Source organism: Parafrankia irregularis (genome assembly GCF_001536285.1).
Lineage (GTDB): Bacteria > Actinomycetota > Actinomycetes > Frankiales > Frankiaceae > Parafrankia > Parafrankia irregularis.
In genome coordinates, this window is record NZ_FAOZ01000015.1 from 134,574 (window position 1) to 160,662 (window position 26,089).

A 26,089-nucleotide genomic window follows, 5' to 3' on the forward strand; every position below is an offset into this window, starting at 1 on the left:
TTGATCAGTGCCGATCCGTAGGGCCGTCAGCAGGTCACGGAACAGTGACAGACGACCAACCAGCACCTCCGAGGGGAAACGATGGCAAAGCTCGCTCGCTGGTGCTTCCAGCACCGCTGGCTCGTCCTGGGCCTTTGGGTCGCGGCTCTTGTCGGGCTGGCAGCGCTCGGCCGGGCCACGGGCGACGACTACAAGGACACCTTCTCCCTGCCTGGGACGGACTCCCAGAAGGCAATCGACATCCTCGAACGTGACTTCCCGGCGCAGTCGGGCGACAGCGCGACCGTCGTCCTGCACGCCCGTACCGGCACGCTCACCGACCCGGCGATCAAGGCACAGGTCACCGACATGGTGGGGCAGCTCGCCAAGCTGCCGCACGTCGCCGAGGTGATCAGCCCGTTCAGCGCCGACGGCAAGGGCCAGATCAACGAGGCCGGCACCACCGCGTTCGCCACCATCGCCCTCGACCTGCCCGGTAACGAGCTGCAGATCTCCGACATCGAGCACGTCGTCGACACCGCCCGCGGCTACGACAAGGGCGCGCTCCAGGTCGAGGCGACCGGGCAGGTCGTCGCGAACACCGAGCAGACGACCAGCTCCACCGAGCTCATCGGCATCATCGCGGCGGCGATCATTCTGTTCGTCGCGTTCGGTTCACTGCTCGCGGTCACGCTGCCGCTGATCACCGCGCTGGCCGCGCTCGGCGTGGGCCTCAGCCTCATCATCCAGGTCTCCCACCTGACCTCGGTGGCCGAGTTCAGCACCATGCTGGCGACGCTGATCGGTCTGGGCGTCGGCATCGACTACGCGCTGTTCATCGTGAACCGCCACCGCATCGGCCTGCGGGCCGGGCGCTCCCCCGAGGAGGCCGCGGTCAACGCGGTCAACACCTCCGGCCGCGCCGTCCTCTTCGCCGGGGCGACGGTCTGCATCGCCCTGCTCGGCCTGTTCGCCCTCGGCGTGACCTTCCTCTACGGCGTCGCGCTCGCCGCGGCGTTGACGGTCGCGATGACCATGCTGTCGTCGGTCACCCTGCTGCCCGCGCTGCTCGGCTTCTACGGGCAGAAGGTACTGAGCCGCCGCGAACGCCGCCGGATCGCCGACCACGGGCCCGAGCCGGAGGCGCCGTCCGGCTTCTGGTGGCGGTGGGCCAAGGGCGTCGAACGCCGCCCGGCCGTCCTCGCCGTGCTCAGTGCCGTCGCGATCGCCGTGATCGCGATCCCGTTCTTCTCGCTGCGACTCGGTTCGTCCGACCTGGGCAACGGTTCGGAGGACAAGACCACGAAGCGTGGCTACGACCTGCTCGCCGAAGGCTTCGGCCCCGGCTTCAACGGGCCGTTCTCCCTGATCACCGACCTTTCCTCCGGTGCGGGCCTGCAGGCGCTGAACCAGGCGGTCGCCGCGGCACGCGACACCCCCGGCGTCGCCTCCGTGACCGAGCCGCGGCAGAGCCCGAACGGCCGGGCGGCGATCGCCACCCTCTACCCGACGTCTAGCCCGCAGTCGCCGGAGACGGCCGAGCTGCTCGACCGCCTACGCGACGACGTCATCCCGACCGCGACCGCGGGCGCCGCCGCACCGGTGTACGTCGGCGGCATCACCGCGATCTTCGAGGACTTCGCCGGCGTCCTGTCGGACAAGCTGCCGCTGTTCATCGGGATCGTCGTGGTCCTCGCGTTCATCCTGCTGGTCGTGGTCTTCCGCAGCCTGCTCATCCCCCTGACGGCCTCGGTGATGAACCTGCTGGCAGTCGGTGCCGCGTTCGGTGCGGTGGTGGCGGTGTTCCAGTGGGGCTGGCTGTCCGACCTGTTCGGCCTCAGCCCCGGGCCGATCGAGGCGTTCCTGCCGGTCATGCTGTTCGCGATCCTGTTCGGCCTGTCCATGGACTACGAGGTCTTCCTGGTCAGCCGCATGCACGAGGAGTGGACCGCCAGGCGGGACAACCGCATCGCGGTGTCGCTCGGCCAGGCCGAGACCGGCCGGGTGATCTCCGCCGCGGGCGCCATCATGACCCTGGTGTTCGCCGCGTTCATCCTGGGCGACGAACGGGTGATCAAGCTCTTCGGGCTTGGCCTGGCCCTCGCCATCGCCATCGACGCCTTCGTGATCCGCACGATCCTGGTGCCGGCGCTCATGCACCTGTTCGGGCGCGCGAACTGGTGGCTGCCGCGTGGTCTGGACCGGGTCCTGCCGCGGGTCTCGGTCGAAACCTCCGACGATCTCGCCGAAGCCCACCAGGTGCCGGTTCCGGCCGGCGACTTCCGCGACGGCGTGCCGGCGCAGCCGCACGAACCGGCGGAGTCCGAGCGGACCCACTGAGCCACGCGGTCATCGACCGCTGACGATCGACCGCTGGAGCTCGACGCCCGGCCGGCAGCCCCACAGCGGGCCACCGGCCGGGCGTGGTCGTTTCCGGCCAGCCACCCTCAGGGCTCGCGGGCAGCCCGATACGGTCGGTGACAGGCCCCCCGTCAGCGACGCGAGGAGGCTACGAGGCGACGACGCGAGGACAGGGGTTCCGATGTCCGCTCCCGTTCCAGGGCCCGTCCGGGTCCCCGGACGTCCGCTGCGCGTGGTGATCGCGCCCGATTCGTTCAAGGGATCGGTCTCGGCGACCGAGGCCGCGGCAGCCCTGGCTTCCGGGTGGTCGGCGACCCGCCCGGACGACGTCGTGGTGACCATCCCGATCGCCGACGGCGGCGAGGGAACGCTGGACAGCTTCGCCGCCGCCGTGCCGGGCACGCGCCGCCACGAGCTGGACGTCACCGGGCCGGACGGGCGTCCCGTCACCGGCGCCGCGTGGCTGGAGCTCCCCGACGGATCAGCGCTCGTCGAGCTGGCCCAGGCCAGCGGTCTGCCGCTGATGAGCGCACCGGACCCGCTCAACGCGCACACCTTCGGACTTGGAGAGCTGGTCGGCGCCGCCCTGGACACCGGTGTCCGCAGCGTTCTCGTGGCGCTCGGCGGATCGGCGTCGACGGACGGTGGGACCGGCCTGCTGGCTGCCCTCGGAGCCCGCTTCCTGAACGCCGCCGGGCGGCCACTTGCGCTGGGTGGCGGAGCGCTGGCCGACCTCGCGGCCGTCGACCTGCACGGCCTGCGGCCCGGGCCGCCGGAGGGCATCCGCTGCCTGGTCGACGTCACGGCGCCGCTGCTCGGCCCTCGCGGGGCGGCGACGGTCTTCGGGCCGCAGAAGGGCGCCGGGCCCGCCGAGATCGATCGGCTGGAGGCCGGTCTCGCCCGGCTGGCCGCGCTCATGCCAGGCCTCGGCGCTGCCGGCCAGGGGAGCTCCAGGTCGGGCACCTCCGGGGCGGCCGATGTCGGGTCGGGCAGTGTCGGGTCGGGCAGTGTCGGGTCGGGCAGCGCTGGCCCCGTTCTCGCCGAGCAGCCCGGCACCGGCGCGGCCGGTGGCACGGCCTACGGTCTGGCCGCCGCCCTCGGAGCGACACTCGTGCCCGGTGCCCGCAGCATCGCCGAGCACACCGGGCTGCCGGCCGCGCTGGCCGAGGCCGACCTGGTGATCACCGGGGAGGGGCGGTTCGACCGGACGTCGCTGGGCGGCAAGGTCGTCGGCGGAGTGGTCACGATGGCGCAGGCGGCCGGTGTTCCCGTGCTGCTCGTCGCGGGCCAGGTCGACGGGCCGGTGCCGGCGGCCGTCAGCGACGCGCTCGCGCTCGTCGACCTGGCCGGTGACCGGGCCCACGCCATCGCGCGGCCCGGTCACTGGCTGACGCTCGCCGGAGCGCGCCTGGCCGAGAGACCGGGCGCGCCGCGGATCAGCTCGGTGCCGGGCTGATCTCCGGGCCGAGCTGTGAATGCTCGTCCCAGGTACCCAGAACCCTGCCGTCACTGTCGTAGGCCCGGAGCACCGCGAGATTCCCGATAATCCACTCCTGCCAGGCCTTCTCCCATGCCCTCATCTCAGGCGTGTTGTACTGGGCGCTCAGCTCGGCATCGCCGGGCTCCGTGCCTGGCACCCATTCTGGTTCCGGCCATACAACCTTGTCCTCCAGTTCCTTCAGGGCGGGCGGCATTTCCGCCGAAACCCTGATCACGGCCCGGCCATCTTTGACGGGAACCTCGATCACCCGGTCGGAGACCGTCGCGGTGACGCGGCTGACCCGCGCGGAGACCTGTGCCACGCTGACGCTGACCTGGGAATTGTTTTCCAGCCCGTCCGCAGTCAGCCCATCACCCACAGGATGGGTCGACAGAAAACTGGTCAACGTGAGGTCGGGGCTCACGGTCTTCGGTTCAGCGGTCTGGTCGAACAGGCCGGCCAGGCCGTAGAAGAGCCCACCGGACGAATCCGCTGGAACATCGCATTCCACGAACATCGAGCCGTCAGTCAGGACGATGCTCGCGCCGAGTGAGTCCCGCACCCCCGCCCACACCCGCAGAGCCTCCACCCGCGGCGCCGGCTGGCCCTCCGTCGACGAATAGGTCTGCCGGCACGCGGACACGACCCGCGTCTCCTCGGCGTCGGTGAAGGTCATCGACTGCAGGCGGGTCACCGCGGGACTTCCCTGCAGGTCGGCCGGGGTGATCGACGCCCGTGACTGGCCTGGGCCCAAGGTCAGCCCGGCGGCGACCGCCGCCACGGCGACGGCGCACGCCACCGCGGGCGCGGCCCAGCGAGCGACCCGGCGGAACCGCTCCCGGGGAAGCCTGCCGTGTACCGCGGGCCACAGGTCGCCCGACGGTGCGACGGTCACCGCCTGCGCCAGGTCACGAAGATGTCCGGCGATCTGCTCGTCGGTGGTCATGCGGCACCCCCTCGTACCTCGTCGGGTTGCCCGACTTCGAGACTGCTGAGCTGAGCCCGATCGGCCCCGCCTCCATCCGCCGGGCTCGTCTCGACCCAGCCCCTGCCGTTCGACTCCGCGCTCCCCGCGACCGCACCGGACGCGCCGCTGGCTGCCGGGACCCAGCTGGCTGCCGCCGCGGCCAGAGACGGATCCGCACGCAGGCGCGCGAGCCCCCGGGAGGCGTGCGTCTTCACCGTTCCGGTGGAGCAGCCGAGAATCTCCGCGACCCGCGCCTCCGGCAGGTCCTCGCAGTAGCGCAGCACGACGACGGCGCGTTGCCGGGCCGGCAACACGGCGAGTGCCCGAGCGAGCCCGGCCCTGTCCTCGACCGCCGCCAGTTCGGCGGCGGAGGACCTGGCCTCCTGCTCCGGCACAGCCGCCATCGGCGACTCGGGAACGCGGCGCCGGAAGCGGCGCCGATTGGCGTTCACCAGAATGCGGCGCACGTAGGCGTCCGGGGAGTCACTTTCGCGGACCCGCCGCCAGGCCACCAGAGTTCGGGCCAGTGCCGTCTGTGCCAGGTCCTCCGCCTCGGCCGGATCGCCGGTCAGCAGATACGCCAGCCGCAGCAGCTCCGGAAGCCGCGCGGTGAAATACGCCCGGAACTCGGCCTGTAGTTCTTCGTCCATCCTGCCTCCCTCCCCCCTACAGAGCCCACTTGGGGCCACACAGGTTGACAGCGCTCCACCGCGACGCGCCCGGGAGACTGGCCCGCCCTGGGCCGCCCTGGGCCGCCCTGGGCCGGGGTGTGCGGCCGGTCAGCAGAACGGGCGGGCCACCGGCCGGGCGGACATCCAGGAAGCGGTCCTGTCCAGAGGCGGGCTTCCCGAGGAGTGGGCGGTGCACGGCGCACGGCGGCCGGAATCGACACCGCACACGGAATCGACACCGCACAATGCGCCGACACCAACCACTATCTGCTGGTCATGACGGACGCCCAGAGCATCGCACCGGCCGTCGCCGCCGGTGACCTCGCCGCCGCCCAGGCACGGGTGACGCAGGTCGCGGGCCTGCACGCGAGCGTGGCGTCGTCCGACTGGGCGAGCATGCCGTCGGTGAACGCCACGCTGCTCGACCGCGGCTGACAACCGCCTGGCTGACCCGCGCGGATCAGCGGACCGCGCGGGTCAACCAGGCCTGGCTGGGCCCGGCGGGTCAGGCGCCGCCCGGGTTCAGTGGCACCTCGACCGGCTCGAAGCTCTCGCCGGTCACATCGACGTCGGCGGCCCGCAGGTTCGCCAACGCGGCCTGGGTGAACTCGTTGGTGTAGGCCAGCCCGACGGGGTCGCCACGCAGGACCGTCTGCCCGTGCGCGTTGCGGGTGCCGCGGGCGATCTCGACCGTGCGCGCCCAGGCCGCCTCGTCGACGACGCCGATTCCCTCCGGCGACGGCCAGATGAGCTTGTTGACCTCGTTCATCTGCCACAGCTGATGGCTCGCGCCAAGCTGGGAGCCGGCCGCGACGACCAGGTCCCGGCATTCCTCGGCGTTGTCCCGGCAGTACGCCCAGCCGCGCATCGAGGCTTCCAGGAATCTCGTGGTCGTCAGGCGGTAGGCGGCGTCGCTTTCCAGCCGCGAGGTGGAAGCCCAGACGGCGTCCTGCAGCATGGCCGTGCCGACCTCGTTCCAGTCGATGACGCTGAGATCCCGGGAGGTGTAAAGCTTGCCGGTCTTCGGGTTCACCGCCTCGAGAATCTGGGCGTACTCGTTGTAGCTCATCGCCGCGCCGGCATCGATGGCACCGGAGAGCAACGCCTTCACGTCGAAATCCTGCTGCACCAGGGTGACGTCCGCCCCCGGGTCGAGGCCGGCACCGGTGATACCGGCGAACAGCTCGTACTCGTTACCGAAACCCCAGGTCCCGACACGGCGGCCGCGCAGGTCCGCCGGTTTCTCGATCCCCGCGTCGGCGAAGCTCACCTGCCAGCTTCCCGAACGCTGGAAGATCTGGCCGACTTCGGTGATCCGCGCGCCCTGCTCCCGCGAGGCGAGGGCCTTGGGGACCCAGGCCACCGCGAAGTCGGCCCTGCCTTCGGCCAGCACCGTCTGCGGAACGATCTCGGTGCCGCCCTGGAGGATCTCGACGGCCAGGCCGACATCCGTGTAGAAGCCCTTGTCCCGGGCCGCGATGTACCCGGCGAACTGCGCCTGGGTGAACCACTGCAACTGCAGGCGCACATGGGTGAGACCGCCGGCGACGCCCTCGCCGTTCCCGCTGCCCTGACCACCCTTGCCCTGCCGGCTGGCACGGTCCGGCCCGCAGGCAGCGATCAGGACCGCGGCGACCAGCGCGGCGGCGACTCCCGCCGCAAGACGTCTTCCCATCGAGCCCGCCCCTCCGCACGCACCGAATGGAAATGGCTCAGTCTCCCGAAAGCACCCGGGCGGCGTGCGGGCGGCGTCCGCTCGACTCGACGGCCCGCCGAGAACCGCTCAGTCGGTCGCTTCGGTGCGCTGCGCGGCACCCGCCGGAGCCGAGGAGACCGCGGGTGCAGCGGGCGTCAGATAGCCGTGTTCGAGGTAGCCGGCTCCGCCGTGCCCCGCCCGCAGACCGGCCGCCGCCCGCACCCGGCGCGCATGCAGGACGGGAAGCTTCTCCCCCACGTCCGACAGCGGCGTGAAGGCGCAGTTGATGATCTCGTTCATGTCCAGCCGGATCCGCTCCCGCCAGTCGGACGGAAGCAGACCTCCGTCAAAGACGAAAAGCAGCATGTCCCCGGTGTGCTCGTCCGAGGCCCAGTCCACCACGAGCAGTGAACCGATCGGCGGCACAATGCCGATCTCCTCCTCGACCTCGCGGACACAGGCCGCGTACGGCGATTCACCGGGCTCGATGAACCCCCCGGGGATGTCCCACCCGGGCTTGTAGGAGGGTTCCACCAGCAACACGCGGCCCTCCTCGTCGAAGAAGAGCGCGCCGGCGGCCGCCCGCGGCCGGGCCATCGGCGGGCCGACGCTCTCGTTCTCGCCGGCCGCGAACCAGTCGACACTCTCGGCGGGCGCCACGACCTCGGCCGAAGGAACGACCTCGATCGGGGGCACGACCTCGACCGACGGCGCGTCCATCGACGGCGCGGCATCCATCGACGGCGCGGCGTCGCCGGCAGCGTTGCGGGCACCCGCCGTCGGGACGCGGCTCGGCCTGGTGGCAGGCGCGCGTCCCTCGATCTCCGCGGACGACGCCACCGGCTGGTAGGGCACCGAGGCGGTCAACCCCGGCGCACGCGAAGCACTCACCGAAGGTGACGAGTCGTCTGCTTGGCGGGAGCCGGCAGTCATGATGGTCCCTTCTGCCGCTACGGGCGAACTAGCTGGTACTGGGCTTACTACACGAATCGGCCAACGATTTCCGACATCAGGTCACGCGCAGTCGGCCCGGAGTGTCGGGCCCGGCCCCACTCCAGCTCCATGCTCGGCGTAGTCGCCCAGCCCTCCGCTCGCTTGGGAAACATGGGCAGCCCATGCCAGCCAGAGTGGAACTCCTCCTTCCAGCAGGTTCCCGTTCGTCGAGTTGCCGTGTGGCGAATACTTGAATTGTGAGCATCAGCACTGTGGGGATGGGCGGTCGCGTGACGGAGTGGACAACGATCCGGGAGGAGCACAAGATCTTCGAGGACGAGGCCGTGCTCGCGCTGGACAAGCCGGTCGGTGTGGCCGTCATGGGTGAGCGCCACGACACGGACCTGGTGTCCATGGCCCGGGATGCCGGCGAGGAACTGTTCCCCGCCCACCGCATCGACAAGGTCACCTCGGGCGTCGTCCTGTTCGCCAAGCAGCTGCGCCACCACGGCGACCTCACCCGGCAGTTCAACCGGCGCACGGTGGACAAGACCTACCTCGCGCTGACCCGGACCCATGGCATCCCGGCCGCGGCGACGATCGACCTGCCGCTCAGCGTCGGCCGCAAGAACCGGGTGCGGATCGCCGCCAACCGCGCCGACATCGTCACCGTCACGGCGGACGCCGGTCCAGCCGACGCCGGTCCAGCCGACGCCGCCGGGGCCAGCACAGCGGCGGCGGCACCCGGCCCCGAGGCCGCCCCCTGGCTGTGGACGGTGCCGGCGGCCAAGACGTTCCCGCACGTGCGGACCTATCCGTCGGTCACCCACCTCGCGCGGCTGTGGGAGGGCACCGAGCACACGTTGGTCGCGGCGCATCCGGTCAGCGGCCGGCGGCATCAGATCCGCGTCCACCTCGCCTGGGTCGGGCATCCCATCGAGGGAGACCCGCTCTTCGAGCGCGCGCCGACGACCCGCACCTTCCTGCACGCCTGGCGCCTCGCCTTCGACGCGGGCTGGGATGGTGGCCGCCGGATGGTCGTCGAGGCCGTCCCAGGCCCGGACTTCTGGCGCTCGCTCGACGGCGAGGATGCCGCCGTCGCCACGGCGAGCCTCACCGGGTTCAACGCTCCGGCCACGTTCTGACGCCTCAGCGGGCAGCCTCAGGCAGCCCGGACGCCGGCTCCTCGACGGAGCAGGGCCGGGCGCGCGGCAGACAGAGCCGGGAGAGGCGGGTGGTGGGCGGCAGCACCGCCTGACGTCCTCGCTCCCGGGCTTTCAGCGCTCTCACCAGCCCCGATGGTCTCCACGGTGGCGGCGTCGCGCAGCAGGCAACTCAGCGGGTCGGACGGTCCGGTGGTCCGGTGGTCCGGTGGGCGGGCGGGCGGCGCACGATGAGCAGGCCCGGCCGGCTTCTGCGGAGATGCCGGCCGCCGGGCCCGGCTCCCCCCTCCTGGAGGCCGGGCCCGGCGGCGTGGTGGGCAGCGGTCAGCGCACGCTGATCTTCGCGCCCAGGTTCCTGAGCTGCGCGCTCGGAGCGGCGACCGGCTTGACGCCCTTCCGGAAGGTGATGGTGACGCTGTTGCCGGACACCGTCGAACCCTTCCCGCCCACGACCACTCGAACCGTGCCGAGGTTGGCCGGCTTCTTCGCGTTCGCCGCGCTCAGTGCGGAGACGTCCAGCGTGGTGCCGACCGGAACCGTCACCACGATGTGGGTGGCGGTCTTCTGGTTCAGCGTGTAGACGCCCACGTTGGCACCGGTGGTCACGTTCTTGACCAGAATCGCCCGGGCGCCGGCCGGCACGGCGCTCTGCGCGATGGTGATGTCGAGCCGGACGTTGGCCTTGGCCGGTGCGGCCTGCGCGGTCACGGCCGCCTTGGCCGGGGGCGCCGTCGTGGCGGCGCTCGCCGGCAGCGCAAGGGAGACGGCGGCCGCCGAGCCGGCCATCGCGACGGCAATGCTACGGCGCACATTCATCGAAACTCGCATCGACTTCAGACCTCCATTGTCTGGAACGAATTCCGACCGACTGCCGGAAATCATGTCGCCGACGGCGCCGAATCGTCCCGTTATTCAGGGCCCGGCCTTTCCGTCCCGCGACGGTCGTCACGCTAGTTTTCGATTCTGTGTGCCCTCGATGGCGAACCTTTGACAAAGCTGTGTCGGCCCGGAATGTGTTTGCGGTCACCGACCCGACCCAGGAATATCGGTTGAACGTGAGGAGGTGGGCACCCGACGAAGGTAGGCAGGTTCGTCGCGCACCCACCCGGTCACTGGTGTGGCCCATACCGCCGCACAGCGCCAGCAATTCGCCACAAGGAGGGCGGAGGGCGCGCAGAGTCACCTGACGATGAGCAAGGGGTGAGGATTGCGGTCGTCAGGACGACCAGAATCCTTCACTCCTCGGGCTCTCCCAACCGGGCCACCGCGCTCAGCCGCCGCGCGGCGCGTACATGATGATCGCCATACCGGCGAGGCAGACGGCGGCGCCGGCGAGATCAAAACGGTCCGGGCGGTAGCCGTCAGCGACGATCCCCCACCCGATCGAACCGGCGACGAAGATCCCTCCGTAGGCGGCGAGGATGCGGCCGAACTCGCCGTCCGGCTGCAGCGTGGCAACGAACCCGTAGAGCCCGAGCGCGATGACGCCGGCGCCCACCCACAGCAGGCCACGATGCTCGCGCATCCCCTGCCACACGAGCCAGGCACCACCGATCTCGAACAGCGCGGCGACGACGAACAGGGCGACGGAGCGGGCGACAGTCACGGGCGCTCGGTTCTCCTCGTCCTCGGGGACCCGCCCCGACCATAACGGCCTGCCCGGCACCCACGGGTCGCGGGCAGGCCGGGCCGCACGCCGACCACCCGACGAACGGAACCACCAGGGAAACGTTCACGGCCACCGCGACCAGCCAGCCACATGTGCCGCGCTTTCCGGCATGGAGGCGACGACGTGACATGCGCGCCCACCGATACCCACGGGATGAGGCTCGCGTTGGTGGGCGACCTCGACCCCCACCATTTCCGGAAGGTCCCGCCACCCCCACACCGGCCGGCGACACCAACCTTAGCAAAAATTGTGATCACCATCACACGCCATTCAACTCGTAGCTCTCCGTTAATCCCGCGCCATTGCGCCGGACGAGCCTCACAGCCCACTCACAGGTAGACATACGCAGGTCAGCGACCATCCACACCAGACCAGCCCGGATGGATCGCCCCGGCAAAGCCCACCGCCGCACCTATACGGCCCGTTACCTACATCGACGGAATGGCGCACGTTCCCTCACTTGCGTAAGGAACAGCACACAGATATGTTCCCGGTGTTCGATCGCGCCTCGGTCGGATACTCCGCCATTCGGGACCTGAGGCCGGCTGTTCTGCGGCGAGAGGCCACGCGACCGCACCCATAAGGGACTGCCTGATGGTCGGCCTGCTTTCACGCACTCCGCGACTCACCGGCCGGTCACGTTCGACCCCAGCTGTAACCGGTGCCGCCTCTCCAACCGCCCTCGCGGTCGGCGGGAACAGCGATCCTTTTCCATCCCACGGTGCATGGTGAGGGATACCGAAGGGCGAAGCCGGTGCGAAGGGCGAAGCCGGCGACGGAATATGCCCGGTCTCCGCGGGCGCTTCGCAGGGCTGTGGAACGTGCGCGCTGCCCGGGGGCATGTTCCGTTTCTCGTCTTACTGGTGGCCGCAACGGCAGTCCGGCTCGCCGCGATGACGGGGTGTCGCCCGGCGCTCTGGTTCAACGACAGCTACGAGTACGTGGCAGGCGCACTGCGCCCGGAGCCCTATGTGGTCCGGCCGTCGGGCTACAGCTTCTTCCTCCGCGTCCTCGAGCCCTTTCACAGCTTCGAGCTGGTGGTCCTCCTCCAGCATGCCCTTGGCCTCGCCATCGGCGTCGCGGTCTATGCGCTCCTGCTCAGGCTGGGCGCGCCCGCCTGGGCCGCGGCGATCGGGGCCGCTCCCCAGCTGCTGGACGCCTATCAGATCGAGCTCGAGCATCTCGTGCTCTCGGAGACGGTCTTCACGGCGCTCCTGATGACGGCGGTGCTCTGCCTGCTCTGGCGGCGATCGATCAGCGTGCCGGCCGCGGCGGTGGCGGGGATCGCGCTGGCCCTGGCAGCGGTGACTCGGTCGGTGGGCCTTCCGCTCGCCCTGGCCGCCACAATCTGGCTGCTCGCCCGACGACCTGCCTGGAGAAGCATGGCCGCGTTCGGGCTGACGCTCGCCGTGCCGGTGCTCGCCTACTGCTCCTGGCATCGGGCCGAGCACGGGGGTTTCGCGACCTCGGGTAGCACCGGTGTTTTCCTCTACAGCCGGACCGCCACCTTTGCCGACTGTGCCGTGATGAAGCCTCCCGCCGAGCTCCGGCCGTTATGCCCCACCGAGCCGACCGACCAGCGAAATCCCCCGTCGGACTACATCTGGCATGGCGACAGCCCGCTGGCCGGCGTCCCCGGCCCCATCTTCGACCCGGCGAAGGAGGAACTCGCCAGGGATTTCGCCGTCCACGCCGTTCTCGCCCAGCCGCTGGACTACCTGGATGTGGTCGGGCGGGATTTCATGCGGACGTTCGAGTCCCGGCTTGAGGACTACCCCAGCCGTTCGGTCGCCGAGCGGTACCTTTTCGGCTCCCCGACCCCGTCGATGACGCGCAAGGACCGCGAGGCGGCGGACCTGCGAGCCTATGAGCACGGCGAGTTCGCGACGACCGCGCACGAGCCGATGGCAGGCTGGCTGGTGACCTACCAGCGTCATGCGGCGCTGCCCGCGCCCGCCCTGGGCCTGCTGCTCGCCCTCGGCCTGGTCGGGACGGCCTGCGCGTTTCTCCGGGTCCGGTCGCTTGCCGCCCCGCTCCTGCTCCTCAGCGGCCTGGCCACCCTGACTCTGCTGTTACCGCCCGCCACCGCCGGTTTCGACTATCGCTACGTCCCACCCGCGTTTCCGTTTCTCGGAGCGGCGGCGGTCGCCGCCGGCCTCTGCCTGGTCCGACTGGTCGGGCTGGTCGGGCGCGGGGGCAGCGTCGTCGGAGACACCACGGCGCAGCCGGACGAACCCGCGCGGCCCGAGCGGCCCACGCCGGGGGAAGAGCCCACGCGGCCGGACGAACCGGTCGACGGCGGCGCGCGGACCGGTCCGATCCCCGGCACCGGCATACCTGTCTCCTGACCGGCTCCTGTCCGGGGCATCGCGGGGTACAGCGGGGGTATAACTGAAATCGACGTCAACATCGCATCCTGGAGTCGTCTGTGGCTGAGCGCGTTGTGGTCGAGATCCGGGACGGTGTCGCCGACGTCCGCCTGAACCGCCCGGAGAAGCTCAACGCGCTCGACGGGCCCATGTATCGGGCCCTTGTCGACACGTGCGAGGAGATCCGGAAGCAGCCGGCCGTACGCGTCGTCGTGCTGTCGGGCGAAGGCCGAGGTTTCTGTGCGGGCCTCGACTTCGCGGCGTTCCAGACCATGGCGGGAGACCGTGCGGCCAGCTCGGCGATGGCCGAGAACGTCGCCTCGAAAGAAGGCGCGAACATCGGCCAGCGGGCCGTCGCGGGCTGGTCCGAGCTGGCCGTTCCGGTCATCGCGGCGATCCACGGGCCCTGCCTCGGCGGCGGCCTGCAGCTCGCGCTCGGCGCCGACATCCGCCTCGTCGCGCCCGACGCCTCGCTGTCGGCCATGGAGGTCCGCTGGGGGCTCGTGCCGGACATGGGAGGAAGTCTCGCTCTCGCCCGCCTGGTCCGTCCCGACGTCGCCAAGGAGCTCGTCTGGACCGGGCGCACGGTGTCCGGAGCGGAGGCCGTCCACCTCGGGCTGGCGACGAGGCAGGAGGCCGACCCACTCGCCGCGTCCCTCGAACTGGCCGCGCGGATCGCGGCCCGCAGCCCCGACGCCGTGCGCGCGGGCAAGCGGCTCCTGACCGACGCCGTCGGCCGCACGCCGGACGAGCAGATGGCCCTCGAACGTCAGGAGAGCAGCGCGCTGGTCGGCACCGCCAACCAGATCGAGGCGGTGACAGCCTCCTTCGAGAAGCGCCCCCCGCTCTTCCGGGACCCCGCCTAGAAACCGGCGCCACGGCGACATTCCGGACCGCTGGTAACGACCACCGGCCGACGAAGCGGGATTTCCTCCTCGACCGCTTACAGTCCCATCAGTCGCCGTAGGTCACGGGCCTGCGACTCCGTCGCCGAGACATCCTCGAGAGGTCAGATGATGCCGTCGATCGATCCCGCCGGCCTGCCCCTGGAACAGAAGGTGTCGCTGCTGTCGGGCCGTGACTTCTGGACGACCAAACCAGTCGAGGCGGCCGGGATTGCGCCGATCGTGCTCACCGACGGCCCGCACGGCATCCGGCTCCAACGCGACGGCACCGATCATCTGGACTTCTACGACAGCCTGCCCGCCACCTGCCTGCCGCCGGCGGTCGCCGTGGGGTCGAGCTGGGACGTCGAGGTGGCGCGGCGGCTCGGCGCGGCGGTCGGCCGCGAGGCCCGCGCTCTCGGTGTCACGGTCGTCCTCGGGCCCGGCGTCAACATCAAACGCTCGCCGCTGTGCGGGCGGAACTTCGAGTACTACTCGGAGGACCCGCTGCTGGCCGGCATGCTCGGCGCCGCGCATGTCCGCGGGCTGCAGGCTCAGGGGGTGGGCGCGTCGGTGAAGCACTTCGCGGCCAACAACCAGGAGACCGACCGGATGCGGATCAGCGCGGACGTCGACGAGCGGACCCTGCGGGAGATCTACCTCGCCGCCTTCGAACGGATTGTCACCGAGGCGCGGCCGGCGACCGTGATGACGTCCTACAACCGGATCAACGGGACGCCCGCGTCCCAGCACCGCTGGCTGCTCACCGACGTCCTGCGCGGCGAATGGGGCTTCGCGGGGGTCGTCGTGTCCGACTGGGGCGGCGTCAACGACCGCGTCGCCGCCCTGGCGGCGGGGCTGGACCTGCAGATGCCCGGCACGGGCGGCGCCAGCGACGCGGAGATCGTGCGCGCGGTCCGCGCCGGCGCCCTCGACGAGGCCCACGTGGACGCCAGCGCACGCCGCGTAGCCGCCCTCTCCGGCCTGGTGACCGAGGCGGGCGGCGAGCTTCCTGTCGACGAGCACCATGCCCTGGCCCGGGAGCTGGCCGCTGACTGCGTCGTCCTGCTCAGGAACGCCGACGGTGTTCTTCCCCTCGCCCGGCCGTCACGCATCGCGGTCATCGGCGACCTTGCCACCAGCCCCCGGTTCCAGGGCGGCGGCAGCTCCCGCATCAACCCCACCAGGGTCGACGTCCCGCTGGACGCCATCCGCGCGCTGGGTGAATCCGTGACCTACGCGCAGGGTTACAGGACGGACGGCCCCGGCGACGATCGGGAGGCCCTGCTCGCACGAGCCGTGCGGACCGCCGCGGCGGCCGACGTGGCGATCGTGTTCGCAGGGGTCGACAAGGAGACCGAGGGCGTCGACCGCGAGCACATCGCCCTGCCCGCCGAGCAGGTGGCACTCATCCGCGCGGTCGCCGCGGCGGCACCGCGCACCGTCGTCGTGCTGGCCGGCGGCGGCGTCATGTCGCTGGAGGGCTGGCACGACGAGGTCGACGCGATCCTCGCCGGCTGGCTGCTCGGCCAGGCCGCCGGCGGGGCGATCGCCGATGTCCTGTTCGGCGTGGTCAATCCGTCCGGGCATCTCGCGGAGACCATCCCGCTGCGTCTCGCGGACACTCCCAGCTATCTCAACTTCCCGGGCGAGGCGGGTCATGTCCGCTACGGCGAAGGCGTGATGGTCGGCTACCGCTACTACCAGACCGTCGAGCGCACCGTCCGCTATCCGTTCGGGCACGGGCTGAGCTACACCACCTTCACCACCGATGCTCTCGAGGTCAGCCTGACCGGAGACGACACCGCCACCGCCCACGTGACCGTGACGAACACCGGTGGACGGACCGGCAGACACGTCATCCAGGTCTACGTCGCCACCGCCGCGGGGCCCGTCCGCCGCCCCGCCCGGGAGCTTCGCACCTTCACGAAGATCACCCTGCGGCCGGGTGAGACCCGCACCGTCGACCTCGATCTGGATCGGCGTGCCTTCGCCTACTACGACATCGAGCTGCACCGGTGGGTGGTCGCCCCGGGCGACTACACGATCCAGGTCGGCGAGAACTCCGCGCACATCGTCGCCGAACAGTCGGTCGCCCTGACCGGCGACTCCGGTCACCGGCCGCTGAGCCTCGACTCCCCGTTCGGCGACTGGCTGCACCACCCGGTCGTCGGCCCACAGCTGCGGCGCTCCCTCGGTGGGGGAATGACCGAACAGTCGCGGAAAGCCCTCGAACAGAACCCGGACCTGCTCGAATCGATCTCCTCGATGCCGATCCGCCAGGTCCTGAGCATGGCCGGCACGAGATTCCGGGACGAGGAGCTCGCCCGGCTGATGGAGCTGAGCCGGTAGCGGCTCGGACGGAGCGGGCAACGACGCCCCGATGGCGGTCAGGCTCGGCGCAGGGCGGCGGCGAAGCGCAGTGCGGCCTCGACGAGTTCACCGCCGGGCGCGTCGCCGAGCAGGTCTGCGGTCAACGCGACGTCCTTGAGCAGCGTCACGTAGTTCCCCGACTCGGCCATGGCCCGCATCGAACCGGCCCGAAGCCGGACCGACGATGGGTCCTGGCCGGGCCGACGCGGTCCATGCACCGGATCGCCGCGTCGACGATCATCCTGCGGGCCTCGTCGTCGTCAGCGGGCGGCGCGCCACCCCAACCACGCCTGCTCATCCCCGGCCCTCGATGGCCGACCCCTCGGCGCCGCTGCTTCCCTTGACCTGACCTGAGATGTCGAGCATCCTAACGACCTGTGCGAGTCATACAACATCATAAATCTTGTATGAAATCGTGCGATCTTGGGGGCCTCATGACGACCCTGCAGGTCCGGCGTGTCTCCTTCGATTTCGACGGCGACGTACCCTTCCTGTGGAACCCGCTGGACCCGGACTTCTCGCTGCAGATGAACGCCACCGGCGTCATCGCGATCGCGTTCGAGAAGTACATCGTGGCCGCGATGAAAGAGGCGATTCCCCAGATCACCGATCCCGAGGTCGCCGCCGAGGCAGACGCGTTCCTCCGTCAGGAGGCACAGCACGCCCGTGCCCACCGCCAGCACATGAGGGCACTGATCCGGGCCCATCCTGGTCTCCAGAACACCCTCGATGCGGCGTCAGCCCTGTACGACGGGCTACTGGAATCCAGGCCGTTGAAATTTCACCTGGCCTACATCGCGGACCTCGAATCCGCGTTCACGCCGACTTTCAAGCTCTTCCTCGACAACGAGGACAGGTTGTTCCGGCCCGGCGACGAGCGTGTCGCGTCGCTCTTCCTCTGGCATTTCACCGAGGAGGTCGAACATCGCAGCTCCGGCCTGCGTGTCTACCGTACGTTCGGCAGCGAGTCCTACCGCCTCCGCGCGCTTCCCTCGGTGCTGCGCCATCTCAACCAGCTGATAACGACCGTGGCGAACGGCTTCAACGAGCATGTCCCGTTCGACGCCCGGAAGGTCGACGCTCGTACTTTGATCCCGGTCGAAGGCCTGCGGCAGGCGGTTCGCCGGCCCTTCCAGCGCGGGCACGCTCCACAGCGACGCACCGGTGGCCTCGACTGCGTACCCAGGCAGGAGCTCCGAGCCGCCGCTTTCCGTGTTCTGCGGGCCCAACTGCCTGGCCACGATCCCGAGCACCAGCCGCTTCCGGCCTTCGTGGACACCTGGCTGAGCCGTTACGACGCCGGAGCGCCCGTCGCCGCCTGGTATTCGTCGTCTGCACCGAGCAGCTGACGACCTTTTCACCTCGAGGCCCGGTGGCCCGGGATCCGCGCCCCCACGCCGGTGCCGCGCTCCGGACGAGCGCGGCGATCACAGACGGCCGGGGGCGCCGTGCCACGCCGTTTCGTCAACGAACTCTGCCCTGTGAGGTTGCCGAATGACATACACCTACAGTGAGGCGTTCCGTCGCCTCGCGCAGGAGCTCGGGTTTGCCGACGACCCGATCAAAGGTCTGGTGCACCTGCGCCACCCGGGTGAGCTGGCCAACTGGACCCTGCCTGTCGTCGAAGGCGTGATGATCGGCGGTGCGGGACTCGGCCTGCTCCGGGCCCTGGAACGGTGGCGCCGCGACGCCGACCCGAATCTGCTCGCGGTCTGGGCCGGCTCGGTCGCCTACCTGATGGCCATCGAACCACCGCTGTATTTTCCCGACGCGTTCCACATGCCCGAGTACCTGCGGGATGTTTTCGCCCACAACGTCTTCTCCGTTCAGTTCCTGCACGAACATCTTCCGCTCTACATCATCGCTCTGTACCCGGCGGTGGCATCGCTGGCCTACGAGATCGTCGATTCGTTCGGCGTTTTCTCGGACAACGTCCTGCTCGGTGCGGTGTGCGTCGGTTTCGTCCACCAGATTTTCTATGAGATCTTCGACCACATCGGCCCGCAGCTGAAGTGGTGGATCTGGAACACGGACGCGCCGACGAACAGCCCGTCGCTCGGCTCGGTACCCATGACCAGCGTCTTCCAGTTCGCCACGCTCGGGCCGGCTGCACTCGTCCTGCTCGCGCACCTCATCGTCGGCCGCAAGGTCGACCGCGGTGAGACGATCAGCGGCCGAAGCCTCGCCGGCCGGTCGCTGGCCATCGGGGCGTTGGTGCCGGCAGCGGTGGCGCTGGTCAGCACGCCCATCGGCAAGCTCGGTGAGCGGTTCTCGCCGCGCGCCGCACTGGGCGGGTCCTCCGCCCTGCCCTGGGTGGTCGCCGTGCCCACCCTTGCCGCGGCCTGGCGACGGTCCCGCGCCACGACGGTCAGCGCTGACGCCGCGACAACCGGGGCCGAAGGCTCCTCGTGGTTCGGAGTCACCTACGGCAGTGCCTATCTCGCCGCCTTCGGTGTGTTGTGGGGAAAGGCCCTGCCTGCGTTCCGCGCGGCCAAGGGCGGTGTGACCAGCGAGGGAACGCGCATCGGCAACCTGCCCTACACAATCGCCTGCGGCGCCGCGGCAGCAGCAGCCCTCGCCGGTGTCGCGACAGCGGGCCGCCAGCCCGCCAGAGCCCGCCGCGGCCTGCTGAGAGCAGGACTCCGCGCGGCCCGCACCGGTTCGTGGGGTGCTGTCCGCCGGTAGGTGCGGTTATGGCTGGTAGCGGTAGCCCATCCCCGGTTCGGTGGTGAAGTGGCGGGGAGGGGTGGGGTCAGGTTCGCGCGGCCAACCTGACGAAGCTCGTGGACCGCACCGTCATCATGGGCGCGCACATCGAGATCTGACGACGAACGCCGTCGCACGCGACGGTCTGGCTCCTCCGCGGCGCTGACGATGGCGGGATGTCGGCCCAGCCGTGCGCAGCCCTGGCTCCGAGCGGGTCCAGCGATGCCCAGCGGTCCCGTCCGGGCCAGGACCATCCGCCCATAGGTGGCGGGAGGTAGCTCACTCGGAGCGACGTTCGTCCGGCGACATGCTGATGGTCATCCCGATCGAGGAGGACCTGATGCCTGCCACCACCGGTACGAAGGCCACCGCGGCGGTGGGTGAGCTGGTCCGCATCGTGACGGGAGCGAGCGGCAGGGAGGGCGGACCGGTGAGCGAGCGTCGGTGGATCGCATGGTTCGAGGAGATCGGTGCGGACGACGTCGGGCAGGTCGGGGGCAAGGGCGCGAACCTCGGAGAGCTGACCCGTGCGGGGCTGCCTGTGCCGCCCGGTTTCGTGATCACGGCGGCCGCCTATCTCGACGTCGTCGACGCGGCCCGGACACGATCGGAGATCGCCGCCCGCGCCGCGCGGATCGACCCTGACGACACCGCGCAGCTCGCACAGGTCGCCGGGGAGTTACGAGCGCGCATCGAGGCGGCGCCCGTCCCGGAGCCGCTGCGCCAGGCGATATCGGAGGCCTACCGAAAGCTGGGCGGTGGCCCGGTGGCGGTACGGTCGTCGGCGACGGCCGAGGACGCGGCCGATACCTCGTTCGCGGGCATGAACAGCACGTTCACCAACGTCTGCGGTGAGGAGGAACTCCTCGCGCGGGTGCGCGAGTGCTGGGCATCGCTGTACGGGCCGCGGGTCGTCGCCTACCGGGCCAGCCACCACCTGGCGGCCGAACCGCGGATCGCGGTCGTGGTCCAGCGGATGGTCGACGCCGAGCGGTCGGGCGTGATGTTCTCAGCCGACCCACTGACCGGTGACAGGACCCGGATCATGATCGAGGCGGCCTTCGGGCTCGGCGAAGTCGTCGTCGGCGGCGAGATCATCCCGGACACCTACGTGGTGGACAAGGACGGTCTGCGGCTGGTCGACGCCCGGACCGGCGCGCAGGGCCATCAGATAGTCCGTGGCCGCGACGGTCATGACCTGACCGTCGACATGCCGGCGCGGGACCATCGCCAGGTCCTGTCCGCGGACGAGATTCTGGGCCTGGCCAGGCTCGCCCTGCAGGTCGAAGAGCATTTCGGCGAGCCGCAGGACATGGAGTGGGCGATCGAGGGCAGCCACACCCACCTCGTGCAGGCCCGCCCTGTCACCACCGGCGCGCCCACGGGTGCGGCGGCCGCGGCCGGACGGCCCATCGCCGGTCCGGCCACGGCCGCCGGTGAGCCGGGCCCGGCTGTGCTGCCGCGCCCCGGCGTGGCACCCGCCGGCACGGTGTTGCTGACCGGCCGGGGCGGCTCGCCGGGCCGAGCCGGTGGAAGGGTCCGCGTCCTCGCCTCACCCGACGAGGCCGCGGCGTTCACCTCCGGCGAGATCCTGGTCGCGGCGATGACCTCCCCGGACTGGGTGCCCGTCATCCGCCGTGCCGCCGCCGTGGTCACCGACAGCGGCGGCATCACCTGCCACGCAGCGATCGTCGCCCGCGAGCTCGGTGTCCCCTGCGTCGTTGGAACGAGCACGGCGACGTCCACTTTGCGGACCGGCGACCAGGTCGTCGTCGACGGCGCCCTCGGCGTGGTCGAAAGCGCGGGCACGGGAGAAGCCGCCGCGGGGACACTGGCCAATCCCACGCGGACCGTGGTGATGGTCGCCCCGCCGGCCGTGGTGGCGGACCGGGCGGAGCCCGGCACGGCGATGATCCCGGCCCAGCATCCGCCGGCCGTGGGTGCCATCGAGCCGACCGCCACCAGGCTCTACGTGAACCTCGCCGTCACCGACCACGCGGAGCAGGCCGCGGCCCTGCCCGTCGGGGGCGTGGGCCTGCTGCGCGCGGAGTTCCTCCTCACCGACGCTCTCGGCGGCATGCACCCCCGCCACCTGCTGGAGCTGGGACGGCGCGCCGAGTTCACAGCACGGATGACGGCGTCACTGCTGCGCATCACCCGCGCGTTCGCCCCCCGGCCGGTGATCTACCGGGCCACGGACTTCCGCAGCAACGAGTTCCGCGGGCTCACCGGCGGCGAGCGCCACGAGCCGATCGAGGCCAACCCGATGATCGGCTACCGGGGCTGCTTCCGCTATATCCACGACCCCGCCGTGTTCGCGGCGGAGCTGGAAGTACTCGCCGCCGTGCGGGAACACACCCCCAACCTGCACCTCATGATCCCGTTCGTGCGGACCGCGTGGGAGCTCGAAGCCTGTCTGAAGGCAGTCGACACCAGTCCGCTCGGCGGACATCGGGACATGCTCCGCTGGGTGATGGCCGAGGTGCCCTCGGCCGCCTACTGGATCCCCGCCTACGCCGGGCTCGGGATCGACGGCGTCTCCATCGGTTCCAACGACCTGACCCAGCTCGTGCTCGGCGTCGACCGCGACTCCGAGATCTGCGCAGAGCTGTTCGACGAGACCGACCCCGCGGTGCTGGACACCATCGCCCGCATCATCAGCGCCTGCCAGGACAACGGCCTCACCTCGTCTCTGTGCGGTCAGGCCCCCTCCACCAGACCCGACTACGTCGAACGGCTCGTCCGGCTCGGCATCACCTCCGTGTCGGTCGACCCGGACGCCGTCACGGCGGCGGCGTGGTCCATCGCCGGCGCCGAACGCCGCATCCTGCTCGACGCCGCACGGGCCCGGCCCCCGCGGGAAACCAGCGTGCGCCCGCCACGATGACCGAAGTCGTGGCGGGCCTGGACGGACGGCTCGGCCACCTCGGTACGATGGCCAGGCGGCGGCGCTCGCGCTGCCGCTGAGCCGTCTGCTGCGGGATCGGCTCCGGTGGTGTAGTTCTTCCCGAGGGTGGCATTCGTCGTCACCATCGCCGCCGGACAGGAGCGCCGTTCCCCGTGTTCCACCCACGTCTCCCGCGCCCGCCGCGCTACTCCCGCCGGTGGCTTCGGGGGGACGTCGCCAGCGGCCTCACGGTGGCCGCCTATCTGATCCCGCAGGTCATGGCCTACGGCGCGCTCGCGGGCGTGGCACCCGTCGCGGGCCTGTGGGCGATCGCTCCCGCCATGGTCGCGTACGCGCTGCTGGGGTCGTCGAGGCTGCTGTCGGTCGGCCCGGAATCAACCACCGCGCTGATGACAGCGGCCGCCGTCGCCCCGCTGGCGGACGGTGATCCGTCCCGGCATGCCGCTCTCGCGGCCACACTCGCCGTCGGGGTCGGGGTGTTCGCGGTGGCCGCCGGGTTCGCGCGGCTCGGTGTCATCGCCCACCTGCTGTCGCGGCCGATCCTGGTCGGCTACCTCGCCGGGGTCGCGATCATCATGGTCGTCGGGCAGTTGGAGAAGGTGACCGGAGTCCCGGTCGACGGCGACAGCCTGTACGGGGAGCTCCACTCGTTCGCCACCTCACTGCACCACCTGCACGGGAAGACCCTCGCGGTTTCGGCCGCCTCGCTCGCGCTGCTCGTCGCGCTGCACCGGTGGACGCCCCGTCTGCCGAGCCCGCTGATCGTGATCATGATCGCGACGGTCGCGGTCTGGGCGTTCGGCCTCGACGAGCACGGCGTGCGCGTGGTCGGTCACGTCGACGCCGGCCTCCCGCACCTGGCGCTGCCGACGGGGTCCGACCTCGTCGACCTCGCTCCGTCCGCGCTCGGCGTTCTCTTCGTCGGCTTCGCCGACAACATGCTCACCGCCCGTGCCTTCGGCGGACGCGACAGCCATCAGATCAACGCCAACCGGGAGCTGTTCGCGCTCGGCGCGGCGAACCTGGGAGCGGGAGTCGGGCAGGGCTTCCCGGTCAGCAGCAGCGGGAGCCGTACCGCGCTCGCCGCCTCCAGCGGCGCGCGCACCCAGCTGTACTCCCTGGTCGCGCTCGGCGCGGTCGTCCTGGTCCTCGCCTTCGGACGTCCCGCGCTGGCGATGTTCCCGATGGCGACCCTCGGCGCGATCATCATTTTCGCCGCGACCAGGCTGATCGACGTCGCCGGCTTCCGTCGGCTTGCCTCGTTCCGGCGCAGCGAGCTCGCGCTCGCGCTCACCGCCGCGGTGGGCGTCCTGGTCTTCGACATCCTGTACGGGGTGCTGGTGGCCATCGCCGTGTCGCTGCTGGATCTGCTGGCCCGGGTCGCCCGGCCCCACGACGCGGTGCTGGGCCAGGTTCCCGGCCTGGACGGGATGCACGACGTGGACGACTACCCGAACGCCCGCACCGTCCCGGGCCTGTTCGCCTACCGGTACGACTCGCCGCTGTTCTTCGCCAACGCCGAGAACTTCCGCCGCCGTGCGCTCGCGGCTCTCGACGCGTGCGGCGAGGACGTCGACTGGTTCGTCCTCAACGTGGAGGCCATCGTCGAGGTCGACATCACGGCACTCGACGCGCTGGAGGACCTGCGCGCCGAGGTGACCCGCCGTGGCATCGCCTTCGGCCTGGCCCACGCCAAGCACGACCTGCTCGACGACCTCACCGCCTACGGGCTCACCGCGAAGATCCAGCCTGAAATGATCTTCCCGACGATGCGTGCCGCCACAGCCGCCCACCACCTGCGGCTGGGCCCCGCACACCCCTGACCGCCGCGGGCGCGGCGCCGGCGTTCCGGATGTCGACCGCCCCGCTGCGGCGGCTCTGTTTCGAAGAGAATGTTGTCCATGCCGACCGACGGCCGGGAGACGAGGCCGTGCTGGTCGTCGAACAGGCAGCCGAAAACCCTGCCGGCGATGTAGCTGCTCGGCGGGCGCGGAAGGTCGATTCCGCCAACGCCCCCTTTCCACACCAGATCCATCCGCTCGAGCAGGTACGGCATCCAGCCGACCTGACTCTCGGCATAGGTGATCGTCAGGCCGGGAAACCGCTCGAGCGGTGAACCCGCTGCCGGGAAAGGATCAGCTGCCCTCGGGGCGGCCCGTCTCCACATTCGTATCCGCGGAACGGGCACCCTCGACCGGCCGGTAGGCGTACTGGCCGGCGAGGACCACCTGGACCGTCGCCGCGACGGCTGCACGCAGCTCGTCCACGCTGCGCCGGCCGACCTGCCAGAAGTGCAGGTCGGTGAGGAAGGCCTTCCCGATTATCTCGGTGGCGACCTTGTCTCGTTCGTCGGCGACGTGATCCGGGCCGTAGATCGCGGCACCGATGACAGTTCTCATCGCCGCTTCGGCCTCGTCGATGGCGACACCAGCGGCACTCGACGTCATCGCCTGAATGAAAGCTCCGACGAGGCGGGGATTGCGGTCGAGCCCATCGATGAGCAGGTTCATCACCACGATGACCCGGGTGGCGGGATCGTCGCCGATCCGCGGCGCCGAGCGCAGATCCGCGCCGGCACCGCGCAGGCGGCGGATGAGTGCCGCGGAAAGCAGGAGCTCCTTGGACGGGAAGTAGCGGTACAGCGTGCCCAGCGCGACGCCGGCCTTCTCGGCGACAGTGCGCATCTGCACCGCTTCGTAGCCGCCGCCGGCGGCAAGCCCGACCGCGACGGTCAGGATGCGCTCCCGCCGTGCGTGCTGGGTCGAGTTGGCCACGACCGCGCCGTGCTCGGATGCCCGGTCCGATCTGAGCGCGGCAGTGTCGGCCGACATTCTCGCGACCTCCGTCTCCGCGCCCTGCCCGCCACCGGCAGGTGGCCTTGCGCCCGGCCGCGCCGCCTCGCACCACCGGAGGTCGCCGACCTCTGATGTACGTCATCGCATCTGCGCTCAGCTCTCTTCGGGAGGTTACTTCACGGCGACCGGGTTGACAGGTGCACCGAGTCCGGCGCTGAAGGGCTGCGGCGTGGCCTCGAGCAGGAAGTCGTAACGACCGTCCGAGGCGCAGTCGGCCGCCAGTTCCTCGAGGTCGAAGTTCTGGCCCTGAGTGAGCCCCATCTCGACCAGGTGCAGCAGGTGGACGGGGAGATACAGATCAGGGCGCTCGCCGGGGAAGACCTCGAACGTCATCGTGTCGGTGGCGACCGCGGCGATGTCGTGGCGATGCAGCCATTCGACCGTCAGCATGGACAGGCCTGCCGCGGGCGCCATGTAGCCGAGCCGGTCACCCCGATGCAGAACGGTGATCTGCCCGGTACGGACGAGCAGGATGTCGCCCGCCTCGATCCGTAGCCCGGCCAGGTCGACCGCATATTCAAGATCTTCTACCGTGATCGCATGGCCACCGGGCAGGACGTCGACGCCGCGCGCGCGGGCGACGTCGAGAAGCACCCCGCGCCCCACCAACGGCCCGATCTTGTCGATCCCGCAACGCCCCGCCCCCGCCGCGGTGATCGTCTGCGCGCCGAATCCGTTGTAGATGCGATTGTCGTAGGAGGCATGCGCGAGGGCGTCCCAGTGGGTGGCGGCCTGCAGCCCCATCACGACGACGTCGTCCGAGAAGCATGCCTGCGCCGGATCACCGGTGATGGGCTCGTTGAGCGATACCATGGTTCGCAGTGGGTTGATCCTGCCCGGCAACGCCCCGGTCTGCGGCCCGCCAGACGACAGCGGAAGCCCCAGAGCCAGCCGGCGGCCACTGCGTACCGTCGCGGCGGCCCGCCGGACCGCCTCCGGCGTGATCAGATTGACGGTCCCCCGCTCATCGCTGTCACCCCATCGGCCCCAGTTGTTCACCTTCCGGGCGAGTTCGTGGAACTCGTCGGGTAACGACATCCGCCTTCCCCTCCCGATGCTCAGGCCGGCCGACCGG

The 26,089-nt window shown here is 70.7% G+C and carries 21 protein-coding genes; 12 read left to right on the top strand and 9 right to left on the bottom strand.

The genetic code is table 11. The features are described 5' to 3' along the window. The first annotated feature begins 81 nt into the window (after window positions 1–81). Both AWX74_RS22120 and AWX74_RS22125 read left to right on the top strand, forming a co-directional pair. Window positions 82–2,319, top strand: coding sequence for an MMPL family transporter (locus AWX74_RS22120; protein ID WP_091280188.1), 2,238 nt, complete (start codon window positions 82–84; stop codon window positions 2,317–2,319). 202 nt (window positions 2,320–2,521) lie between these two features. Next, window positions 2,522–3,796 (top strand): glycerate kinase, encoded by a 1,275-nt coding sequence (locus AWX74_RS22125; protein ID WP_091280190.1) that lies wholly within the window; start codon window positions 2,522–2,524, stop codon window positions 3,794–3,796. Here AWX74_RS22125 and AWX74_RS22130 read toward each other — a convergent pair. Beyond that, a complete protein-coding gene (locus AWX74_RS22130; RefSeq protein ID WP_091280194.1) occupies window positions 3,777–4,766 on the bottom strand; it encodes a hypothetical protein in 990 nt (329 codons plus the stop codon). The two genes, AWX74_RS22125 and AWX74_RS22130, sit on opposite strands and share 20 nt — an antisense overlap. Further along, window positions 4,763–5,437 (bottom strand): SigE family RNA polymerase sigma factor, encoded by a 675-nt coding sequence (locus tag AWX74_RS22135; protein ID WP_091280197.1) that lies wholly within the window; start codon window positions 5,435–5,437, stop codon window positions 4,763–4,765. Before AWX74_RS22135 ends, AWX74_RS22130 begins: the two co-directional genes overlap by 4 nt. A 204-nt stretch (window positions 5,438–5,641) precedes the next feature. On the opposite strand from AWX74_RS22135, the gene AWX74_RS22140 reads away from it, so the two are divergent. Next, complete coding sequence (locus AWX74_RS22140; protein WP_091280200.1) at window positions 5,642–5,893, top strand: hypothetical protein; 252 nt, start codon at window positions 5,642–5,644, stop codon at window positions 5,891–5,893. A 70-nt stretch (window positions 5,894–5,963) separates the two neighbouring features. Here the strand turns inward: AWX74_RS22140 and AWX74_RS22145 are convergent, their stop codons facing one another. Beyond that, window positions 5,964–7,133: an ABC transporter substrate-binding protein gene (locus AWX74_RS22145; protein WP_091280204.1), complete on the bottom strand. Its 1,170-nt coding sequence runs from the start codon at window positions 7,131–7,133 to the stop codon at window positions 5,964–5,966. Between the two features lie 108 nt (window positions 7,134–7,241). Further along, window positions 7,242–8,045, bottom strand: a complete 804-nt coding sequence (locus AWX74_RS22150; RefSeq protein ID WP_242666351.1) for an NUDIX domain-containing protein — start codon at window positions 8,043–8,045, stop codon at window positions 7,242–7,244. A 332-nt stretch (window positions 8,046–8,377) separates the two neighbouring features. On the opposite strand from AWX74_RS22150, the gene AWX74_RS22155 reads away from it, so the two are divergent. Beyond that, window positions 8,378–9,232 carry an RluA family pseudouridine synthase gene (locus tag AWX74_RS22155; protein ID WP_091280211.1) on the top strand — a complete coding sequence of 285 codons (855 nt, stop codon included), beginning with the start codon at window positions 8,378–8,380 and terminating at the stop codon, window positions 9,230–9,232. 342 nt (window positions 9,233–9,574) lie between these two features. Here the strand turns inward: AWX74_RS22155 and AWX74_RS40160 are convergent, their stop codons facing one another. After that, window positions 9,575–10,066: a transcriptional regulator gene (locus tag AWX74_RS40160; protein ID WP_193209740.1), complete on the bottom strand. Its 492-nt coding sequence runs from the start codon at window positions 10,064–10,066 to the stop codon at window positions 9,575–9,577. 454 nt (window positions 10,067–10,520) lie between these two features. Beyond that, window positions 10,521–10,856, bottom strand: coding sequence for a YnfA family protein (locus tag AWX74_RS22165; RefSeq protein ID WP_091280218.1), 336 nt, complete (start codon window positions 10,854–10,856; stop codon window positions 10,521–10,523). Window positions 10,857–11,782: 926 nt separating this feature from the next. Here AWX74_RS22165 and AWX74_RS22170 point away from each other — a divergent pair. From AWX74_RS22170 to AWX74_RS22180, 3 genes are all read left to right on the top strand, one after another. Continuing rightward, window positions 11,783–13,267, top strand: coding sequence for a hypothetical protein (locus AWX74_RS22170; RefSeq protein WP_242666352.1), 1,485 nt, complete (start codon window positions 11,783–11,785; stop codon window positions 13,265–13,267). An 80-nt stretch (window positions 13,268–13,347) separates the two neighbouring features. Then, entirely contained in the window at window positions 13,348–14,154 is an 807-nt protein-coding gene (locus tag AWX74_RS22175) for a crotonase/enoyl-CoA hydratase family protein (protein ID WP_091280220.1), read from the top strand. A 150-nt stretch (window positions 14,155–14,304) separates the two neighbouring features. Next, window positions 14,305–16,524, top strand: coding sequence for a glycoside hydrolase family 3 C-terminal domain-containing protein (locus AWX74_RS22180; RefSeq protein ID WP_091280299.1), 2,220 nt, complete (start codon window positions 14,305–14,307; stop codon window positions 16,522–16,524). A 38-nt stretch (window positions 16,525–16,562) separates the two neighbouring features. On the opposite strand, the gene AWX74_RS42095 is transcribed toward AWX74_RS22180, so the two are convergent. Beyond that, window positions 16,563–16,694 carry a hypothetical protein gene (locus AWX74_RS42095; protein WP_278184645.1) on the bottom strand — a complete coding sequence of 44 codons (132 nt, stop codon included), beginning with the start codon at window positions 16,692–16,694 and terminating at the stop codon, window positions 16,563–16,565. A gap of 285 nt (window positions 16,695–16,979) precedes the next feature. Between AWX74_RS42095 and AWX74_RS22190 the strand changes: the two genes are divergently transcribed. The 5 genes from AWX74_RS22190 (at window position 16,980) to AWX74_RS40165 (ending at window position 24,275) form a co-directional block, all read left to right on the top strand. Further along, the gene (locus AWX74_RS22190; protein ID WP_091280223.1) at window positions 16,980–17,894 is read left to right on the top strand and encodes a metal-dependent hydrolase; all 915 of its coding nucleotides are present in this window, start codon (window positions 16,980–16,982) and stop codon (window positions 17,892–17,894) included. A gap of 145 nt (window positions 17,895–18,039) precedes the next feature. Beyond that, window positions 18,040–19,230, top strand: coding sequence for a hypothetical protein (locus AWX74_RS22195; protein ID WP_193209741.1), 1,191 nt, complete (start codon window positions 18,040–18,042; stop codon window positions 19,228–19,230). Window positions 19,231–19,591: 361 nt separating this feature from the next. Continuing rightward, window positions 19,592–22,138 (top strand): phosphoenolpyruvate synthase, encoded by a 2,547-nt coding sequence (gene ppsA, locus AWX74_RS22200; protein WP_091280302.1) that lies wholly within the window; start codon window positions 19,592–19,594, stop codon window positions 22,136–22,138. Between the two features lie 173 nt (window positions 22,139–22,311). Then, the gene (locus AWX74_RS22205; RefSeq protein ID WP_091280226.1) at window positions 22,312–23,982 is read left to right on the top strand and encodes a SulP family inorganic anion transporter; all 1,671 of its coding nucleotides are present in this window, start codon (window positions 22,312–22,314) and stop codon (window positions 23,980–23,982) included. Window positions 23,983–24,011: 29 nt separating this feature from the next. Beyond that, window positions 24,012–24,275: a hypothetical protein gene (locus AWX74_RS40165; protein WP_165615728.1), complete on the top strand. Its 264-nt coding sequence runs from the start codon at window positions 24,012–24,014 to the stop codon at window positions 24,273–24,275. Between the two features lie 19 nt (window positions 24,276–24,294). On the opposite strand, the gene AWX74_RS22215 is transcribed toward AWX74_RS40165, so the two are convergent. Next, window positions 24,295–24,990, bottom strand: a complete 696-nt coding sequence (locus AWX74_RS22215; RefSeq protein ID WP_091280228.1) for a TetR family transcriptional regulator — start codon at window positions 24,988–24,990, stop codon at window positions 24,295–24,297. A gap of 135 nt (window positions 24,991–25,125) precedes the next feature. Next, a complete protein-coding gene (locus AWX74_RS22220; RefSeq protein ID WP_091280230.1) occupies window positions 25,126–26,052 on the bottom strand; it encodes a cyclase family protein in 927 nt (308 codons plus the stop codon). Between the last annotated feature and the right edge of the window lie 37 nt (window positions 26,053–26,089).

Coding starts and splice junctions, on each gene's coding strand:
- AWX74_RS22120 (WP_091280188.1), top strand. CDS start 82: ATGGCAAAGCTCGCTCGCTGGTGCTTCCAGCACCGCTGGCTCGTCCTG.
- AWX74_RS22125 (WP_091280190.1), top strand. CDS start 2,522: ATGTCCGCTCCCGTTCCAGGGCCCGTCCGGGTCCCCGGACGTCCGCTG.
- AWX74_RS22130 (WP_091280194.1), bottom strand. CDS start 4,766: ATGACCACCGACGAGCAGATCGCCGGACATCTTCGTGACCTGGCGCAG.
- AWX74_RS22135 (WP_091280197.1), bottom strand. CDS start 5,437: ATGGACGAAGAACTACAGGCCGAGTTCCGGGCGTATTTCACCGCGCGG.
- AWX74_RS22145 (WP_091280204.1), bottom strand. CDS start 7,133: ATGGGAAGACGTCTTGCGGCGGGAGTCGCCGCCGCGCTGGTCGCCGCG.
- AWX74_RS40160 (WP_193209740.1), bottom strand. CDS start 10,066: ATGAATGTGCGCCGTAGCATTGCCGTCGCGATGGCCGGCTCGGCGGCC.
- AWX74_RS22180 (WP_091280299.1), top strand. CDS start 14,305: ATGCCGTCGATCGATCCCGCCGGCCTGCCCCTGGAACAGAAGGTGTCG.
- AWX74_RS42095 (WP_278184645.1), bottom strand. CDS start 16,694: ATGGCCGAGTCGGGGAACTACGTGACGCTGCTCAAGGACGTCGCGTTG.
- AWX74_RS22190 (WP_091280223.1), top strand. CDS start 16,980: ATGACGACCCTGCAGGTCCGGCGTGTCTCCTTCGATTTCGACGGCGAC.
- AWX74_RS22195 (WP_193209741.1), top strand. CDS start 18,040: ATGACATACACCTACAGTGAGGCGTTCCGTCGCCTCGCGCAGGAGCTC.
- ppsA (WP_091280302.1), top strand. CDS start 19,592: ATGCCTGCCACCACCGGTACGAAGGCCACCGCGGCGGTGGGTGAGCTG.
- AWX74_RS40165 (WP_165615728.1), top strand. CDS start 24,012: ATGTCGACCGCCCCGCTGCGGCGGCTCTGTTTCGAAGAGAATGTTGTC.
- AWX74_RS22215 (WP_091280228.1), bottom strand. CDS start 24,990: ATGTCGGCCGACACTGCCGCGCTCAGATCGGACCGGGCATCCGAGCAC.
- AWX74_RS22220 (WP_091280230.1), bottom strand. CDS start 26,052: ATGTCGTTACCCGACGAGTTCCACGAACTCGCCCGGAAGGTGAACAAC.